Genomic DNA, 16,653 nt, shown 5'->3' with positions numbered 1-16,653 from the left:
GCCGTATGTCAGATAGTAACGAGCATCTTGCCAGCATTGGCGAGCGGGGTCGTCACGCCCGACAGCATGGTGCGGATGTGGGCGAGGCTCTGGTAGCGGCCATTGACCGAAATGCGCGGCAAGGCATGCAGGAAGCCGGCATGTTCGGCGCGCAGCACGCCGTGGCGGGTGGTCACGGCGGAGGCATAGCAGGCGTCGCGCGCAAAGCCCACTTCGCGGCAGCCGACGGCGCTCGCATAGCCATAGGGATAGGCGAAATGGCGCGGCTCCTCGCCAAGTCCGGTCCGCAGCATGTCCTTGACGGCGCCGATCTCGCGCCGCGCATCGGCCTCGGAAAGCCGCTTCAGATTGCTGTGGCTGATCGTGTGGGCGCCTATGGTCACCAGAGGGTGCGCGGCGACGGTGCGGATCTCATCCCAGTTCATCAGCGTGCGCAGGCGCGGGGCGTCGGCGTCGACGCCATTCGACGCGGCGAGACCGCGCAGCACGGTCCGCAGGTCTTCCTCGCGGACCTCGGTGGTGAAATAGGCATGCAGGCGGGCGATGGCCTGATGTTTCCTGGCGGGGGTCCCGCAATCGATCACCGCAGGGCCGTTCGATGTGGCCAAGGTCAGGCGGTCGCATGCATTGACGATATCCTCCACCACATCCCACCAAAGGTGGGCGGAGCCATCGATCAGCCCGGGCGCCACATAGATGGTGAGCGGCGCGCCATGCTTTTGCAGCACCGGCAGGGCCTCGGTCATGTTGTCGCGATAGGCATCGTCGGCGGTGATGGTCGCGAACCGGCCGCCCTTGCCGCCTGCCTTGATACGCTCGACCGCTTCATCCATCGAAACGAAGGCATAGCCGCCCGCTTTCATGTCAGCTATCACGGCATCGAGGAAACTGGGCGCGATGTTGAGGTGCCGGTTGACGCTGTCGGGCTTTTCGGGCGTCGCCGTCACGCGATGCAGCATCAGGATGGCGCCGATGCCGCCGACAAACGGCCTGGCCAGCGGTGCGAGGCCGGTATAACGGGCGACGTTGAGCGCCAGTTTCCGGATTGCCTCCCCACCGTCGATCATTCATTCACCTTTTGCGCCTAGGCTAACCAAGCACGGAATACGCCCGAGCGCCCCCCAAATCGGGATCAATACGCCTTAAGGATTGAGGTATGGTTGACGCAACCGCGTCATTTGATGGCAAGCGGCTCGCGGCGAGCCAGGCCTCGCCACGCACACTACCCAGAAATGCCGCGGGGCCGTCGGTTTCCATTGCCGCCGCCGAGGGGCTCGCGGCATATGCGACGTTCTGTCGTTCGGCGCTCTATGCTCCAGCGCAAAGTGCGGCATGGGTGTTGAACTGGGCCGCCGAGGTCAGGCCCGATCTGCTCATTGCCATGCTGGAATTGGAGGGCAAGCCGGCCTTCGCACTGGCGTTGGAGGTGGTCAAGCGCGGCCCGTTGCGGGTCGCCCAGTTCATGGGCGGCCGCCACGCCAATGGCAATTTCTGCGCCGCCGAACCGCAATGGCTGGCCAGCGGCGACCTCACAGCCATCCAGTCGATGCTCGCGGCGATCGCCAGATTCCGGCCCGATATCGATCTCATCGCGCTGGAAAGATTGCTGCCCGATCTCGACGGCACCGCCAATCCGCTGGCATCGCTCGATCACTTCGCCAGCCCCAATCTTTCACTGGCCGTCGATCTCAGCGGCGGATTCGATGCGCTGCTGCTGCGCGCCAGCGGCAAGCGCAAACGCAAGAAGCATCGTTCGCAGACGCGCAAGTTCGAGGCTGTCGGTAGCTACCGGCGCGTCGAGGCGAGCAGCGACGGCGATGTGGAGAGGCTGCTCGACGCGTTCTTCGAGATGAAGGAACAGCGCTTCCGCAAGATGGGCATCGCCAACGTCTTCGGTGACGACCGGACACGCGCCTTCTTCCGCGGGCTGTTCAAGCAAGCACTTGCCGAGGACAAGCCTTGCTTCGTGCTGCACGGGCTGGAAGTAGCCGGCAAGCTGCGCGCCGTCACCGGAGCGAGCCGCTCGGGCGGGCGGCTGATCTGCGAGTTCGGAGCGATCAGCGAGGATGATCTTGCCCACACCAGCCCGGGCGACTTCCTGTTCTTCGACAACATCCAGGATGCCTGCCGGAGCGGGTTCGCGGTTTATGATTTCTCCGTCGGAGACGAGCCTTACAAACGGTTATGGTGCGATATCGAAACCCGGCATTTCGAAGTCCTCGTCCCGCTGACGCTCAAGGGCCGTGCGCTGGGACAGGCGCTTCGGCAGGGCGCGCGGCTGAAGGCCTTTGTCAAGAACAGCCCGACAATCTGGAAGCTCACCAAGCTGCTGCGCCGCAAGGCCGTTGGACAGACAGCGCCCGTGCCCACGGAAGACGAAAACTAGCCCCAATACGCCAACAGGATATTCGATGTGACGACGCTGGAACTCGAATAGACCTGATGGGCCTCTGAACAGCTGTTATCTCAAGCAGCCGAACGCCGCCCCGGCACCGGATTGCCTGGCGGCTCGTGGCCGAGCGGCGTCACCAGTGTCAGGTCGGGATAGCCGCTCTCGATCAGCTTGACCGCGGCCTGCGTCACCTCGTCGTCGGCCTCCAGCATGGACAAGAACACCTCGGTGGCCTCGCCGCCCAAACGGCTGATGCCTTGTGCATCGGCCGGCCCGCACTCGACCACCACCAGATCGTAGGCTGTTGTCAACGACTGCATTATGATCGGCAGCCGATCGGCGGCACGCATGGCACGGACCGGATCGGCGGTGCCGACGGGGATGACATGGCAGTCGGAATAGAGGTCGCCATGGATCACGTCGCTGAACTGCGCCTGCGACGCCAGCAGATTGGTGATGCCCGGGAAAAGCCCGCTGTCCAGCATCGGGCGCGAGGCAGCCCCTGAGGCAGTGAGGTCGAGCAGCAGGACGCGCAGTCCGGCGTCGGAAACCTCGCGCGCCACCAGGATCGCCGACGCCGCCGCTTCATCGCCCTCGGGGGAAACGAATATGGCGCGCGCGGCCCCGCTGGCGATCAGCTTCTCGGCTGCCTTCTCGACGTCGATCTCGCCGAGCACGGAGCGCGGCCGCCGAACCTCCACGGGTTCCGGCTCAGCCATGGGCTCAGGCTCTGCCACGGGTCCAGATTTGGTCAAGGATTCGGATTTGGCCAACGGTTCAGGCTCGGCGATAGGCTCCGCTTTGGCGACGGGCTCGAACTCGGCGGCAGACCGCGGCTGCGCCGGAGTTTCCGTGACCGTTTCGGGCCATGATACGTCGGCGGTGCGAGTGGCGCGCTCAGTGGCGACAGCCGGTTCGAGGCGGGTGGACGGCTCCTGATAGGCGGCCGGCGGCATCGTCACCTCGTCGATCGGCTCAAATCGCGCGCCCCTGGCTGGGCGCATGGCACGGCCCGAGAAAAGCTCCCGCAGCAGCGTGAACACGGCCGCCAGCAGAAGGGAAGCCGCGGCGGCAGCACCGACGATCGGCCCGACCTTGGGGAAGTATGGCTCTGCGGGGACCGAAGCCGGTGAGGCGATGCGGGCGTCGACCGGGATATAGTTGCGATCCTGACGCGACGCCGCCTCGCGATAATTGGTCAGGTAGAGTTCGAGCTGCTGGCGCTTGGCGGCGGCATCGCGCTGCAGCGCGTCGAGACCGACCTGCTGCTCACCGGCCTGCGCCGAAGCAGCCTTGAGCGTGTTGACGTCGGCGACGAGCTGGCTTTCGCGCGCCTTGGCGGCATCGGCCTGCATCGCCAAGCCCTTCATGATCTTCTGGGCTTCGCTGCGGATCTGCGCGTCGAGATCGGCCAGTTGCGATTTGGCCGCGCGAACACGCGGATGATTGTCGAGCAGCGTCGTCGACAGATCGGCGATGTTGGCGCGCAGCTCGACCTGGCGCTCCCGCAAGCGCTGGATCAGATCGGAAGACAGCACTTCCGGCAGCGAATCCAGCGATCCGCCGTTCTGCAGCGCCTTGCGCACGCTCTCGGCCGTGCCTTCGGCCGCGGCCCGGTTGGCCCGCACCCGCGACAACTCGGTCGACAGTTCGGCCAATTGCTGGGTGGCCAGGGTGGAATTGTTGCCGCCCATCAGGAGGTCGGACTGGGAGCGGTAAGCCGCGACCTTGGCTTCGGCATCCCTGACCTGCTTGGACAGGTCGGCGATCTCGGGCGCCAGGAAGTCGGCGGCGGCGGTGTTCGATTCGCTCTTAGCCGCGCCCTGCCCCGCAATGTACGCGGCGGCAATGGCATCGGGGATGGCGGCCGCGAGCTTCGGATCTTCCGAGGAGAACTCGATGGCAATGATGCGTGTCTTTTCAACGCCGTAGACGTTGAGCTTCTCGCGCATCTTCTTCAGGACACGTTCATCGGCCGGAACATCCATCGGGTCGTTCTTAAGGCCAAGCAGGATCAGCACGCGACTCAGCGACGACATGTTGATCGTCTCGTCAAACTCGGGCAGTCGCGACAGGCCGAGCTTCTGCGCGACCTGCTTGAGGATCTCGTTGGACGAAATTATCTGGACCTGGGTAGCAACGCCCTGCTCGTCGAGGATCGGCTTGTCGCTGTCTGGATTGCTGCTGGCGGGCCGCGTGTAGACCGATTCTCGCGGGGCGATCTCCACCTGCGTCTGGGCCTTGTAATGGCGGGTCGCGAACGACGCAGCCACGAATGCAAGCCCCGTCACCACCAGAACGAAGACCAGAATCCGCAGCCAGTTGCGTCCCAGGCTGGCGAAGAGCTGCCTAAGATCAACGTCGACGTCTGCGGCCGCGGATTGAACGGACATGCATCCCTACTCCGAAACTGGATCAGCATGCACCGTAAACAACTATGGTAACCCAGCCGTTAAGATCACGGTAAGCTTCCGTTAGGATTTTGCCGGGGCCGACAAAAAATCGATAAAATAGCAAAACTTTGCCTACTAAAACGCTATTGGCGTGCTCCTTTACCGGCCATTAACCCTAACAGGATGATAACGGACCCGATCCCAGATGTTTGCTGCGACATCGCAGCGGCCAGTCGAAGGTACCTGTCCGGTCATGAAAAGCACTGCTTCCCTGTTTCGCGCACTGCTTGCCGTTTCGATGCTCGCCGGCTGTTCCAGCTACCGGCCGACGCCGGCCGCCTTCCACGAGGTCCTCGAACAGCCCTATCGCCTCGGCGCAGGCGACCGGGTCCGCGTCACTGTGTTCGAACAGGAGGGCCTGACCAACAGCTACAGCGTCGACCAATCCGGTTATATCTCCTTCCCGCTCGTCGGCGCCATACCGGCACGGGGCCATACCGCGCAGCAGATGGAAAAGGAGATCGCCGACAAATTGCGGCAGGGCTATCTGCGCGACCCCGACGTCTCGGTCGAGATCGATCGTTACCGGCCGATCTTCGTCATGGGCGAAGTGGGCGCCGCCGGCCAGTATTCCTACGTGCCCGGCCTGACGGTGCAGAAGGCCATCGCGATTGCCGGGGGCTTCACGCCACGCGCCAACCAGGAGAGCGTCGACATCACCCGCGATATCAACGGCAAGGTGATAACTGGCCGTGTGGTCACCTCCGATCCCCTGCTGCCGGGAGATACCGTCTACGTCCGCGAACGTCTGTTCTGACAGACACCTCGTGGCGGACAAGCTCAGGATCGTCCACTGCTTTCGCTCACCCGTGGGAGGAATTTTCCGGCACGTGCGCGACCTGGCGGAAGCGCAGGTCGCCGCCGGCCACATGGTCGGCATCGTCTGCGACTCGACCACCGGCGGTGAATTCGAGGAGCATCTTTTCGGGCAGATGAAGGACATGCTGGCGCTCGGCGTTCATCGTACGCCAATGCAGCGTCACGTCGGCCCGGGCGACCTCGCCTCGGCCCGGCGCACCTACAGGATCATCAAGGAATTGCGGCCGGACGTGCTGCACGGACATGGCGCCAAGGGTGGCGCCTATGCCCGTCTGTTCGGCTCATTGTTGCGGGTATCAAGGTCTCGCGTAGCCCGCCTCTATTCGCCGCATGGCGGCTCTCTCCACTATGACGAGAACACAGCCACCGGAAAGCTGTTCTTCGCGCTCGAGTATCTCATGGCGCGCTTCACCGATTGCCTGCTGTTCGTCTCCGACTACGAGCGGCGGACCTACCGCAGGAAGGTGGGCGAACCGCCGATCCCGAACACGCTGGTCTACAATGGACTTCGCACCACCGAATTCGAGCCGGTAGCCGCCAGGGCCGATGCGGCTGATTTGCTCTATATTGGCATGATGCGGGACCTCAAGGGCCCGGATATCTTCATCGATGCCCTGGCCGCCGCCGCTCCCCGGCTCGGCCGCGCACCGAGTGCGGTGATGGTCGGCGACGGCGACGACCTGCCCCGCTACCACGCGCAGGTGAAACGCCTCGGGCTTGAAGACAATGTCCGTTTCCTGCCGCCAATGCCGGCCCGCGAGGCCTTTGTGCTGGGGGCGCTCGTCGTCGTTCCTTCGCGCGCGGAAGCCATGCCCTATACCGTGCTGGAGGCACTTGCCGCGGCAAGACCTGTTATCGCGACCTCGGTCGGCGGCATACCGGAGATTTTCGGTTCAAGCTCCCCCGCCCTGATTCGCCCGGATCCGGCCGAGCTCGCCGACAAAATGAGCCAGGCGCTGGGCGACCTTGCCACCTATCGCCGATTGATGCCTGACGAATCCACGCTCAGGGCGCGCTTCGGCGCCGACGTCATGGCCGCCGAAATCGAGAAGGCCTACTTCGCCGCGCTCGCAAGTTAGCTCAGGCCCTTCCAAAGCCACAGGTTGTTTCAAGGGTTTCTTAGCTCTCTTTTGCTAATCACCCTGGGAAGCTTGCGGACTGTTCCATGAACGAGATCGACCCCGCGCACCGCTTTTCATCAGAAGCGGTGCGTCATTTCGACGGGCCTGCCGATGGCGACAAGCCCGGCGGCATGAACGACGTTGCCCGGCAGGTCGCGTCGCAATACCGGCGCGATACGATGTCGCCGATCATGGTCAGCGGCGTGCTGCGCATGGTCGAATTCGCGGTGCTGTTCGTCTCGGGGCTCGGCGTCTATTTCTACTATGTCGGATTCTTCAATTATCTCGCCTGGCAATATCCGCTGACGATCGCCGCCGCATCGTTCCTCGCCGTGGTGCTGCTCGATGTCACCGATTGCTACCAGGTGGTGTCCCTGATGCGGCCGCTCGCCAATTTTGGGCGCATCCTGCTGGTCTGGGCCGGCACCTTCGCGCTGATGGCGCTGACGGCATTCGCCATGAAGATGTCGCAAGACTATTCGCGCCTGCTGTTCGGCACCTGGTTCGTCGTCGCCTTCATCTGCCTCTACGGTCTCAGGCTGGTGATGTCGAGGCTGATCCGGCGCTGGGCGCGCGATGGCAGCATGGAACGGCGCGCCGTCATCGTCGGCGGCGGCAAGGCGGCGGAAGTGCTCATCCGCTCGGTGGAAAAGCAGCCTTACAACGACATCCGCATCTGCGGCATCTTCGACGATCGCAACGACAAGCGTTCGCCGTCCCTCGTCGCCGGTTATCCCAAGCTCGGCACGATTTCGGAACTGATCGAATTCGCCCGCATTGCCCGCATCGACATGCTGATCGTGTCGTTGCCGCTAACCGCCGAATCGCGCGTGCTGCAATTGCTGAAGAAACTGTGGGTGCTGCCGGTCGACATCCGGCTGTCGGCGCATTCCAACGCGCTGCAATTCCGTCCGCGCGCCTATTCTTACATCGGTTCAGTACCGATGCTCGACATCTTCGACAAGCCGATCAACGATTGGGATTCGGTCGCCAAGCGCGCCTTCGACATCATCTTCAGCCTCATCGGCATCGTCGTGTTCTCGCCTGTGATGCTGGCCGCCGCGATCGCCATCAAGCTCGACAGCAAGGGACCGGTGCTGTTCAAGCAGAAGCGGCATGGCTTCAACAACGAGATCATCGAGGTCTACAAGTTCCGCTCCATGTACACCGACCGGTCGGATCCGACCGCCAAGCAGACGGTGACCAAGAACGATCCGCGCGTCACCCGTGTCGGCCGCTTCATCCGCAAGACCTCTATCGACGAACTGCCGCAGTTCTTCAACTCGCTGCTGGGCTCACTGTCGCTCATCGGTCCGCGCCCGCACGCCATTGCCGCGCAGTCGCACAACCTGCTCTACAACGAGGTGGTCGACGGCTATTTCGCGCGCCACAAGGTCAAGCCCGGGGTCACCGGCTGGGCGCAGATCAATGGCTGGCGCGGCGAGATGGACACCAATGAAAAGATCCGCATGCGGACGGAATACGACCTCTACTACATCGAGAACTGGTCGCTGCTTTTCGACCTGCGGATCCTGTTCCTGACGCCGGTCCGGCTCTTGAACACGGAAAACGCCTATTGAGCGCGATCAGCCATGATCTGCCGCGCGCGGCGGTCAACGCCAAGCTGATCACGCTGATCTCCTCGAGCGCGGTCGTGCTCGGCATTCTTCTGTCCGGCTTCGTCATCAGCGAGCCGGCGCCTTACGAAATCTACATGGCCGCGCTGATCGCCATCTGGGCGCTGTTCGGCCTGAGGATGTCGCGCGCGGCCATGCCGCTTCTGGTGCTGCTGGTGACGATGAACATCGGCGGCATGATTTCCATGACGCAGATGGCGGATCTCGCCAACACCCCGCTTTATCTTGCCGTGTCGCTGTTTCTCGCTTTCAGCGCGGTGTTTTTCGCATCGGTTACGGCCACGCAGCCGAACCTCTACCGGCTGATCTTCAATGCCTATGTCGTTTCGGCGGTGGCGACGTCGCTGCTTGGCATAGCGGGCTATTTCCACGCCTTCCCCGGTGCCGAAATTTTCACCAAATACGACCGCGCCGCCGGCGCCTTCCAGGACCCGAATGTGTTCGGGCCGTTCCTGGTGCTGCCCGGCATCTATCTGCTTTATTTGCTGCTGACGGGCCCAGTCACGCGTATGCCGCTGCTGGCTGTGCCGCTGCTGATCATCAGCGCCGGCATTTTCTTCTCCTTCTCGCGTGGTGCCTGGGGCATGTTCGCGGTCTCGGCCATCCTGCTCACCGGCTGCCTGTTCCTGCAGAGCGCCAGCGGCATGTTCCGGCTCCGGGTGGTGATCATGACGATCGCCGCGCTGTCGCTGCTGGCCATCGCAATCATCATCATCTTGCAACTGCCCGGTGTGTCGGAGATGTTCTCCAGCCGCGCGCATCTGGAACAGAGCTACGACACCGCACGCCTGGGCCGCTTCGCCCGCTACACGCTCGGTTTTCAGATGGCGATGGAGCACCCATTCGGCATCGGGCCGCTGGTCTTCGGCACGATCTTCGGCGAGGACACACACGACATCTGGCTGAAGATGCTGATGGACTATGGCTGGCTCGGCTTCGTCTCGTTCCTGACGCTGGTCATCTGGACGATCTCAGCCGGATTCCGCATCCTGCTGCGCGACCGGCCGTGGCAGCCTTACCTCCTATGCGCCTACGTCGCCTTCATCGGCAATGTCGGGCTCGGCACCTTCATCGACATCGACCACTGGCGCCATATGTATCTGCTGCTCGGCTTGATCTGGGGCGCCATAGCGCTCGAATACCGCCATCAGCGGCTATTGCGGCCGGTATTGCCGGGTCCACCAGCCATCACATCGGAACCGGTACGATTAACGCCGAATTTCGGTTGACCCGAGCCGGGTTATCACGATACATCGCGACCGGTCCGGAGTGTAGCGCAGCCCGGTAGCGCACTTGACTGGGGGTCAAGGGGTCGTCGGTTCGAATCCGGCCACTCCGACCATTTCGAAGCAGGACTTGTCCCCAAAAGTCCGCCCTGCCGCATCACTCGATTGTCGAATCGCCCGCTTTGTCCGGCTCAAGCTCCGGCTACTACGCTTGGCACACATCGACCCACTCGGCACCGGTAAGATCGGCCATGCGCTGTGGTACAATCCGGACAGCGGCATTGGTGGCGCCGGCGGCGGGGACGACTTCGTCGAATTGGCGCAGCGAGACGTCGCAATAAACCGGCAGCGGCGACGGCAGGCCGAACGGGCAGACGCCGCCGACCGGATGGCTCGTGGCAGCGACAACCTCTTGCGCGTCCAGCATGCGCGGCTTGCCGCCGAACTGGTCCTTGAACTTGCGGTTGTCGAGCCTGGCGATGCCGCTGGTCACGACCAGCATGGTGCGCTCGCCGACGCGAAGACAGATCGTCTTGGCGATCTGCGCCGGCAACACACCATGCGCCTCCGCCGCCAGCGCCACCGTCGCCGAACTTGATTGCGTGACGACGACCTCGATATCAGGCGCGCGAGCCGCGAAGAAGGCACCGACGGAATCCAGGCTCATGTCGAAAAACTCACGGTTCAGCCCCCCTGCACGGCGGATGCGTTTGGCGCGGATGGATACCGCGCATATGGACACGTGCGATCTGCAAACCGGCAAGTTCTGCAAATCGGCAAGCCCGGCCTGCAGGCGAACGCCATGGCATCCACAAGAAACCCGCCAAGCGGACCTTGGCGGGTTTCTCGCGCATGCCTGGCGCCGATTCTATGCCTGAGGCCGGCCTTGTGCGGCCAGCGTCGGTACGGCGGAAGCAATAGGAGCTTCCTGCGGCAGACGAAGCGCGGACGCAATACGACGCAGCTTCGCCGGGTCGGCCGCCCGGCCGCTCTCGATATCCTCGATTTCTTCGACCGAGAGGCCGCAGGTCAGCGAAAGCGCTTCGAGGCTGTACCCGCGCGTTTCCCGCATTGCCCTGAGGGCGTTGTAGTCCGGTCCGATCTCGTTGGCTAATGGTTCGGAGGGGGCGTGGCTTTTTGCATTGTTGGGCATTGGCAACTCCGTTGGCTGAAAGCGTTTGATCAAAATGGGATGTTGCCTGAGACGAGCAGGAAGATGCCCTCTCGCCAGCGATTTGCCAAGCGCCAATCTGGCCGTCACGGCATCGTGACCCGGATGCCCATGGGGCTGCCACGCCCTGTCCCGATCAAGTTGTTTTGAACGCGCGAGCGGGTTTTGCCCGGCAGTTTCGCCCCACCCGTTCGTTATCTCGACGTCGCTGGCGTGAAACCATTCCTTCCGGTCAGCCTTTCCCAAAAGGATACTCCAATGAACCTCAAGACACCTCTCCTCGTGCTCGGCACCATTTCCATGCTTTCCGGCATCGGTGTGGCCAGCGCGCACGCGGCGGACACATTGCGCGTGCGCGGCACGGTGGTCAGTTTCGAGCCGTCGCTGCTGACCGTGAAAACCCGTCAAGGCGACACGGCCGCGATCAAGCTGAAAGACGGCTGGAAGCTTTCAGGCGTCGCCAACGCATCGGTAAAAGACATTAAGCAGGGCGATTTCGTCGGCATCGCCTCCGTCTCCAAGGCTGACGGCGGCAGCGGCGCGCTGGAAGTGGTGGTCTTTCCAGCGGCCTTGAAAGGCACTGGAGAGGGTGATCGCCCTTGGGACCTGGAGCCGAACAGCCGCATGACCAACGGCACCGTCGCGGACGTCACCGACATAAACGGGCGTGCCGTGACGCTGACCTATGACAATGGGCAGACGAAGAATATCTCGATCCCCGACGGAACGCCTGTCGTGACTTTCGCGCCGGCCGCCCCGACCGATCTCGAACCAAGTGCGACGGTCTTCGTTACCGCTCAGCGCGAGGCGGACGGCACGCTGAGTTCCAGCCGCGTCGTGGTCGGAAACAATGGTGTGATCCCGCCCATGTAAGCCAAAGCAGCCGGCTTCGGCCCTGGCGATCATGGGGCAGGAAGCCGGTTCCTGGGAAACAGTTCAGAAACAAGATTCTACAATCGGGAAATACTGACGAAAAAATTCAGGAGCGTAATTCCGTTCGCGGCGGTCGGGATATCGGCCCGATCGATACCTGCTTGCGAAAAAGGAAACGATCCAATGAAGAAATCCCTCCTCTCGGCCCTCGGGCTTGCAGCTGCAATGGCTTTCGCGGTGCCGGTGGTCGGCGCGACAAGCGCGGACGCGGCCTCAATGGCAAAGCATCATCACCATCGTCACCATCGTCACCACCATCATCACCGTCACCATCATCGCCACCACCATCATCACATGAAAAAGATGGGCAACAAGGCCTAAGCACCGCAACGAGAAGACCAGCCCTGGCTTCTTGTCCAAGGCTGGTTTTCTCCTGGTCACAATGCCAGGCCGGGACTACTGGACAAACCCGGCGATCGCCGCGGAATCAAGCGGCTGTGGCGGATCGATCGATCCGCCTTTCTGCACCCACAGCACAGCGGTGCCGTGCGCCTCTACGCCGACGCGCTTCGGCCAGATTCCGGAGCGGTATCGCAAACCGCTGACGTCAATGGGAATAGCGGCCGCGCCGGAGGGCGAGCCGCCATTTTCTCTCTGGAAATTCTTGGGTAGCAGTCAGCGCCGGCTGAACAGCAGGCTGGCGACCAGACCGAGTACGACAAGGCCGACCGCTGCGGCCGCCGCCGGATGTTCGCGTGCCGATTTCTCGATCACCCTGCCCTGTTTGCGGATTGCCGGCATGGCATCGCGCAGACGCTCCGCAAGATCCGAATACGTATCAAGAGCAGCATCACGGCCGTCTTCATAGTAAGCGCCACCCCGCTTCGACACTGCCTTGCGCAACGCGGCGAGTTCCCTCGAGAGAGCCGCGACCTGCTTTTCGAGGTCGATGTCCGAAAGGGTCGAAAATGATGCCATCATGCGTTTCCTTGTCTTGCAGAAGGAAACGTAACGCCTCACCCCAAAGCGAGTTCCAGTTTCGAGGCTTTAAAGCGCTTCGCGGCGGTCAGCGCACCTGGTCGAGCAGTCGCTTGCATTCCAGGAGGTCAAACAGCGCTTCCTGCAGCAGCGCGCGGTTGTCACGCGAGAGCTTCGACGCGTCCGGCGCAACCGGACCTTCCTCGTCGCCCTTGCCCAGGCCGAAAAAGCGGCGGCTGGGCTTGACCCTTGGCTGGCCAACCAGTTCGTCATCTCCGCCGCGCGGTTGGGCTGCCGGCGTCAGCGGCACCTGATCGGCCTGCTTGCGCTGCGAGATCGCCTCGACGGCGGCCATGTCGCCATTGCCGATGGCGACCAGGAAATGATTGCCGTTTTCCCGCAGCAGCTTTTGCACGCCCTTGATGGTGTAGCCCTGGTCATAGAGCATATGGCGGATGCCCTTGATCAGTTCGACATCCTGCGGCCGGTAGTAGCGGCGGCCGCCGCCGCGCTTCATCGGCTTGATCTGGTTGAAGCGCGTCTCCCAGAAACGCAGCACATGCTGTGGCAGGTCGAGATCTTCAGCGACCTCGCTGATGGTGCGGAAGGCGTCAGGGCTCTTGTCCATGGGCGAAATCCTCACGCTGGCGTGTAGCCCGGAACGGTGCTCCGACGAGATCCCGCTCAACAATGAGAAGAGCTTGTTCCGCAGGTGCGGAATCGATCATAAGCCAGAACACCCATCCGGCCATGCTGCCGAATCGGGCCTTATTTCAGCGGTTTGTGAAGCAATATTCAAGTCCGCCGTTGTCGCGGAGCCGGTTTTCAACCGTGCAATGGAGGCTATTTGCCGCCCTTGGCCTTGCTGTTCTGGTGGGAACGCAGGATGCGGTTCTTCAGGACGTTGGACGATTTGAAGGTCATCACCCGGCGCGGCAGGATCGGTACTTCCTCCCCGGTCTTGGGATTGCGCCCGATCCGCTCATTTTTGGAGCGGACATGAAATGTCGCGAAAGACGACAGCTTCACCGTCTCGCCGCGCACGATCGCTTCGCAGATTTCATCCAGCACCGCCTCGACGAGTTCGGCGGATTCAGTGCGCGACAGACCGACCTTTCGGTAGACGGCCTCGGCAAGGTCGGCGCGCGTAAGTGTCTTTCCCCCCATGCGACCGTCCCATCAGCTCAAACATAAAATCGGCACAACAACGGCAGAGCCTAAGTAATTGATCCGGCAAGGTCAAGGACCGAAACCGGACCGTTCTGCACTTACCAGCGAACCAGAACGGCGCCCCAGGTGAAGCCGCCGCCCATCGCCTCCAGGAGCACCAGATCTCCCTTCTTGATGCGGCCGTCGGCGACGGCCACCGACAGCGCCAGCGGTACGGAAGCAGCCGAGGTGTTACCGTGCAAATCGACGGTCACCACCACCTTTTGCTCAGCTATCCCGAGCTTTTTGGCCGAAGCGTCAATAATCCGTTTATTGGCCTGGTGAGGCACGAACCAGTCGAGATCGTCGGCGGTAATACCGGCGGCCGAGAAGGTCGCCTCGATGACATCGGTGATCATGCCGACCGCGTGCTTGAAGACCTCGCGTCCCTCCATGCGCAGATGACCGACCGTGCCCGTCGTCGACGGTCCGCCGTCGACGAAAAGCTTTTCCTTGTGCGAGCCGTCGGAACGCAGGCTGGCCGCCAGGACGCCGCGATCGGCGATCGTGCCGGCCCCCTCACCGGCTTCCAGAACGACCGCACCGGCGCCATCGCCGAACAGCACGCAGGTCGAGCGATCGCTCCAGTCGAGGATGCGTGAGAAGGTCTCCGAGCCTATCACCAGCACGCGCTTTGCAAGGCCACCGCGGATGTAGAGATCGGCTGTCGTCACCGCATAGACGAAACCCGAGCATACCGCCTGCATGTCGAAGGCAAAACCGTGCTGCATGCCGAGCCGGTTCTGGATCTCGACCGCGGTAGCCGGGAACGTGTTGTTGGGGGTCGAGGTCGCCAGTACGACCAGATCGATATCGCCCGGGGTCAATCCCGCATCGGCAAGGGCGGCACGCGCCGCGGCCTCGCCCAGCGAAGCCGTCGTCTCGTCATCAGCCGCGATATGGCGCTGGCGGATGCCGGTGCGCTGAGCGATCCACTCGTCGGAGGTCTCGACCATACCTTCAAAATCGGCATTCTTCATGATGCGGCGGGGCAGCGCGGCGCCCGTGCCGCGCACAACTGATCTGATCAAAATTCTTTCCTATTCCCTTGCGTCGGTAACGACGTCGGATTTCCTTGATGTCAGGGCATGCGGGTTGCGCGCATGAAACAGGTCGAGGTCGGCCTCGATGCGATCAAGCAGATTGTTGCGCACCATGTCATAGCCGAGTTCGATCGCCGCGGCGAAACCGTCCGAGTCGGCACCGCCATGGCTTTTGACGACGATGCCGTTCAGCCCCAGGAAGACGCCGCCATTGGAGCGGCCGACATCCATCTTTTCGCGCAGGCGGTCGAAGGCGCCCTTGGCGAAGACATAGCCGATCTTGGCCATCAGGGTGCGGCTCATCGCGGCGCGCAGATAGCCAGCTATCTGGCGCGCGGTGCCTTCCGCCGTCTTGAGAGCAATATTGCCGGCAAAGCCTTCCGTCACCACGACGTCGACCGTACCCTTGCCGATATCGTCGCCTTCGACAAAGCCCTGGTAATTCATCGAGGCCATATTGGCTTCGCGCAACATGCGTCCCGCCTCCTTGACCTCTTCCTGGCCCTTGATCTCCTCCACGCCGACATTGAGCAGGCCTACCGTGGGTCGGCCGATGCCGAACACGGAACGCGCCATGCCGGTGCCGAGAATGGCAAAGTCGATGAGTTGGTGCGCGTCGGCGCCGATGGTGGCGCCGACGTCCAGAACCACGCTTTCGCCGCGCAATGTCGGCCATAATGCCGCGATCGCCGGGCGGTCGATGGTCGCCATGGTGCGCAGGCAGAATTTGGACATCGCCATCAGCGCGCCGGTATTGCCGGCGGAGATGCATGCATCCGCGGCGCCCGACTTCACCGCCTCGACCGCCTTCCACATCGACGATTTCCAGCGGCCATGGCGCAGCGCCTGGCTCGGCTTGTCATCCATCCTGACCGCGATCTCGCAGTGGAAGAACTCGCTGACCTCGGCCAATTTGGGGAATTTGGCGAGTTCCGGGCGCACCACTTCCTCACGTCCGTAGATGACGAACCGGATGTCGGGACGGCGGGTCGCGACCGTCATGAGCGCCGGAATGACCACGGCTGGTCCGTGATCGCCGCCCATGGCATCGATGGAAATCCTGATCACGCGGTATTCATCTCACGGTTAGGCGGCAAGTCGTTTTAGTGATCGCAAAGGTTCGGCGAAAATAGCGGTTTTAGGCTGTCGCACAACCGACTTTTCCGTCGCGAGCGAGGTTTTCAGGATTTTCGCAGCAAGGATCGCAGTTTTTGCTGAAATTCATTCTCGGCCGGTCCGGTGTCGTCATCGATGCCGATCGAGGCGCCGGGCTTGCGCGGATACGGATCGATGGCCAAACCGAAGAACTGTTCGGCAAGTGCCCCGACATCGATGGTGTCGCCCGAAAATGTCTCAGGACTGTCGGGTCCGTCGGCGTCGAGCACGATTTCGCCGCCACCTTCGAATCCCTGCCGTCCGAGTTTGGAGTCCTCGGGCAAGAGCAGAGCCTCGAACGGCTCTTCAACATGCGCTCCGATGGGGTCGAGCGTGACGATGCAGGCCTGGGTAATGTCCGCCTCGACACGGCCGCTGACCTTAACGCCGTTGCGCTTCCATGACGCAACCAGCAGTTCGGCGCGATAGGCTTCGACCGACAGCAGCCCATGGGCCTCGGCAAGTGCCGCACGCTGCGCGACATCGGCCTCGATCACAACCGGCAGCCCTTTGTGCGGCAGACGCGCGACATTGGCGAAAAAGGATACCGGACTTTGCATATCCGCGTGTTTCATC

Annotated in this window: 17 protein-coding genes and 1 tRNA gene; 7 read left to right on the top strand and 11 right to left on the bottom strand. The window is 62.6% G+C overall.

Translation table 11 applies throughout. From position 1 onward, the window contains the following. Positions 1-8 precede the first annotated feature (8 nt). Positions 9-1,067: a polysaccharide deacetylase family protein gene (locus FJ936_RS18190; protein ID WP_140787613.1), complete on the bottom strand. Its 1,059-nt coding sequence runs from the start codon at positions 1,065-1,067 to the stop codon at positions 9-11. An 89-nt stretch (positions 1,068-1,156) separates the two neighbouring features. Here FJ936_RS18190 and FJ936_RS18185 point away from each other — a divergent pair, with 89 nt between their 5' ends. Then, positions 1,157-2,386 carry a GNAT family N-acetyltransferase gene (locus FJ936_RS18185; RefSeq protein WP_015318217.1) on the top strand — a complete coding sequence of 410 codons (1,230 nt, stop codon included), beginning with the start codon at positions 1,157-1,159 and terminating at the stop codon, positions 2,384-2,386. 80 nt (positions 2,387-2,466) lie between these two features. Here the strand turns inward: FJ936_RS18185 and FJ936_RS18180 are convergent, their stop codons facing one another. Continuing rightward, positions 2,467-4,785, bottom strand: coding sequence for a Wzz/FepE/Etk N-terminal domain-containing protein (locus FJ936_RS18180; protein ID WP_140787614.1), 2,319 nt, complete (start codon positions 4,783-4,785; stop codon positions 2,467-2,469). 253 nt (positions 4,786-5,038) lie between these two features. On the opposite strand from FJ936_RS18180, the gene FJ936_RS18175 reads away from it, so the two are divergent. The 5 genes from FJ936_RS18175 to FJ936_RS18155 all read left to right on the top strand — a co-directional run bounded on the left by FJ936_RS18175 (position 5,039) and on the right by FJ936_RS18155 (position 9,764). After that, positions 5,039-5,602 carry a polysaccharide biosynthesis/export family protein gene (locus FJ936_RS18175; RefSeq protein WP_041163468.1) on the top strand — a complete coding sequence of 188 codons (564 nt, stop codon included), beginning with the start codon at positions 5,039-5,041 and terminating at the stop codon, positions 5,600-5,602. Between the two features lie 10 nt (positions 5,603-5,612). After that, a complete protein-coding gene (locus tag FJ936_RS18170; RefSeq protein WP_140787617.1) occupies positions 5,613-6,743 on the top strand; it encodes a glycosyltransferase in 1,131 nt (376 codons plus the stop codon). A gap of 86 nt (positions 6,744-6,829) precedes the next feature. Then, positions 6,830-8,365, top strand: a complete 1,536-nt coding sequence (locus tag FJ936_RS18165; RefSeq protein ID WP_140617042.1) for an undecaprenyl-phosphate glucose phosphotransferase — start codon at positions 6,830-6,832, stop codon at positions 8,363-8,365. After that, positions 8,362-9,651, top strand: coding sequence for an O-antigen ligase family protein (locus FJ936_RS18160; RefSeq protein ID WP_140787619.1), 1,290 nt, complete (start codon positions 8,362-8,364; stop codon positions 9,649-9,651). Before FJ936_RS18165 ends, FJ936_RS18160 begins: the two co-directional genes overlap by 4 nt. A gap of 36 nt (positions 9,652-9,687) precedes the next feature. After that, positions 9,688-9,764, top strand: a tRNA-Pro gene (locus FJ936_RS18155). An 89-nt stretch (positions 9,765-9,853) separates the two neighbouring features. On the opposite strand, the gene FJ936_RS18150 is transcribed toward FJ936_RS18155, so the two are convergent. Both FJ936_RS18150 and FJ936_RS18145 read right to left on the bottom strand, forming a co-directional pair. Continuing rightward, positions 9,854-10,315 carry a YbaK/EbsC family protein gene (locus tag FJ936_RS18150; RefSeq protein WP_140617044.1) on the bottom strand — a complete coding sequence of 154 codons (462 nt, stop codon included), beginning with the start codon at positions 10,313-10,315 and terminating at the stop codon, positions 9,854-9,856. A 201-nt stretch (positions 10,316-10,516) separates the two neighbouring features. Continuing rightward, positions 10,517-10,801, bottom strand: coding sequence for a helix-turn-helix transcriptional regulator (locus FJ936_RS18145; protein WP_015318224.1), 285 nt, complete (start codon positions 10,799-10,801; stop codon positions 10,517-10,519). A gap of 276 nt (positions 10,802-11,077) precedes the next feature. Here FJ936_RS18145 and FJ936_RS18140 point away from each other — a divergent pair, with 276 nt between their 5' ends. Next, positions 11,078-11,692: a hypothetical protein gene (locus tag FJ936_RS18140; RefSeq protein WP_140787620.1), complete on the top strand. Its 615-nt coding sequence runs from the start codon at positions 11,078-11,080 to the stop codon at positions 11,690-11,692. 273 nt (positions 11,693-11,965) lie between these two features. Here FJ936_RS18140 and FJ936_RS30525 read toward each other — a convergent pair whose 3' ends face one another. From FJ936_RS30525 to FJ936_RS18105, 7 genes are all read right to left on the bottom strand, one after another. Then, positions 11,966-12,112: a hypothetical protein gene (locus FJ936_RS30525; protein WP_181171055.1), complete on the bottom strand. Its 147-nt coding sequence runs from the start codon at positions 12,110-12,112 to the stop codon at positions 11,966-11,968. A 255-nt stretch (positions 12,113-12,367) separates the two neighbouring features. Then, entirely contained in the window at positions 12,368-12,670 is a 303-nt protein-coding gene (locus tag FJ936_RS18130) for a hypothetical protein (RefSeq protein WP_015318227.1), read from the bottom strand. Positions 12,671-12,758: 88 nt separating this feature from the next. Next, positions 12,759-13,298 carry a MerR family transcriptional regulator gene (locus FJ936_RS18125; protein WP_015318228.1) on the bottom strand — a complete coding sequence of 180 codons (540 nt, stop codon included), beginning with the start codon at positions 13,296-13,298 and terminating at the stop codon, positions 12,759-12,761. Positions 13,299-13,513: 215 nt separating this feature from the next. Beyond that, a complete protein-coding gene (locus FJ936_RS18120) occupies positions 13,514-13,837 on the bottom strand; it encodes an integration host factor subunit alpha (RefSeq protein WP_010915609.1) in 324 nt (107 codons plus the stop codon). A gap of 101 nt (positions 13,838-13,938) precedes the next feature. Beyond that, the gene (locus FJ936_RS18115; RefSeq protein ID WP_015318229.1) at positions 13,939-14,910 is read right to left on the bottom strand and encodes a beta-ketoacyl-ACP synthase III; all 972 of its coding nucleotides are present in this window, start codon (positions 14,908-14,910) and stop codon (positions 13,939-13,941) included. Between the two features lie 9 nt (positions 14,911-14,919). After that, the gene (gene plsX / locus FJ936_RS18110; RefSeq protein ID WP_140787621.1) at positions 14,920-15,990 is read right to left on the bottom strand and encodes a phosphate acyltransferase PlsX; all 1,071 of its coding nucleotides are present in this window, start codon (positions 15,988-15,990) and stop codon (positions 14,920-14,922) included. Positions 15,991-16,103: 113 nt separating this feature from the next. Beyond that, positions 16,104-16,652, bottom strand: a complete 549-nt coding sequence (locus FJ936_RS18105; protein ID WP_140787623.1) for a DUF177 domain-containing protein — start codon at positions 16,650-16,652, stop codon at positions 16,104-16,106. Position 16,653: the final 1 nt, after the last annotated feature.

This window comes from Mesorhizobium sp. B2-4-13 (genome assembly GCF_006658535.1).
Taxonomy (GTDB): Bacteria; Pseudomonadota; Alphaproteobacteria; order Rhizobiales; family Rhizobiaceae; genus Mesorhizobium; species Mesorhizobium australicum.
The sequence above is the reverse complement of the archived record's forward strand: the minus strand, read 5'-3'. Positions and strand labels throughout refer to the sequence as shown.

Bases quoted from the DNA above. Each gene is read 5' to 3' on its own strand.
- FJ936_RS18190 (WP_140787613.1), bottom strand. From the start codon at position 1,067: ATGATCGACGGTGGGGAGGCAATCCGGAAACTGGCGCTCAACGTCGCC.
- FJ936_RS18185 (WP_015318217.1), top strand. From the start codon at position 1,157: ATGGTTGACGCAACCGCGTCATTTGATGGCAAGCGGCTCGCGGCGAGC.
- FJ936_RS18180 (WP_140787614.1), bottom strand. From the start codon at position 4,785: ATGTCCGTTCAATCCGCGGCCGCAGACGTCGACGTTGATCTTAGGCAG.
- FJ936_RS18175 (WP_041163468.1), top strand. From the start codon at position 5,039: ATGAAAAGCACTGCTTCCCTGTTTCGCGCACTGCTTGCCGTTTCGATG.
- FJ936_RS18165 (WP_140617042.1), top strand. From the start codon at position 6,830: ATGAACGAGATCGACCCCGCGCACCGCTTTTCATCAGAAGCGGTGCGT.
- FJ936_RS18150 (WP_140617044.1), bottom strand. From the start codon at position 10,315: ATGAGCCTGGATTCCGTCGGTGCCTTCTTCGCGGCTCGCGCGCCTGAT.
- FJ936_RS18145 (WP_015318224.1), bottom strand. From the start codon at position 10,801: ATGCCCAACAATGCAAAAAGCCACGCCCCCTCCGAACCATTAGCCAAC.
- FJ936_RS18140 (WP_140787620.1), top strand. From the start codon at position 11,078: ATGAACCTCAAGACACCTCTCCTCGTGCTCGGCACCATTTCCATGCTT.
- FJ936_RS18130 (WP_015318227.1), bottom strand. From the start codon at position 12,670: ATGGCATCATTTTCGACCCTTTCGGACATCGACCTCGAAAAGCAGGTC.
- FJ936_RS18125 (WP_015318228.1), bottom strand. From the start codon at position 13,298: ATGGACAAGAGCCCTGACGCCTTCCGCACCATCAGCGAGGTCGCTGAA.
- FJ936_RS18120 (WP_010915609.1), bottom strand. From the start codon at position 13,837: ATGGGGGGAAAGACACTTACGCGCGCCGACCTTGCCGAGGCCGTCTAC.
- FJ936_RS18105 (WP_140787623.1), bottom strand. From the start codon at position 16,652: ATGAAACACGCGGATATGCAAAGTCCGGTATCCTTTTTCGCCAATGTC.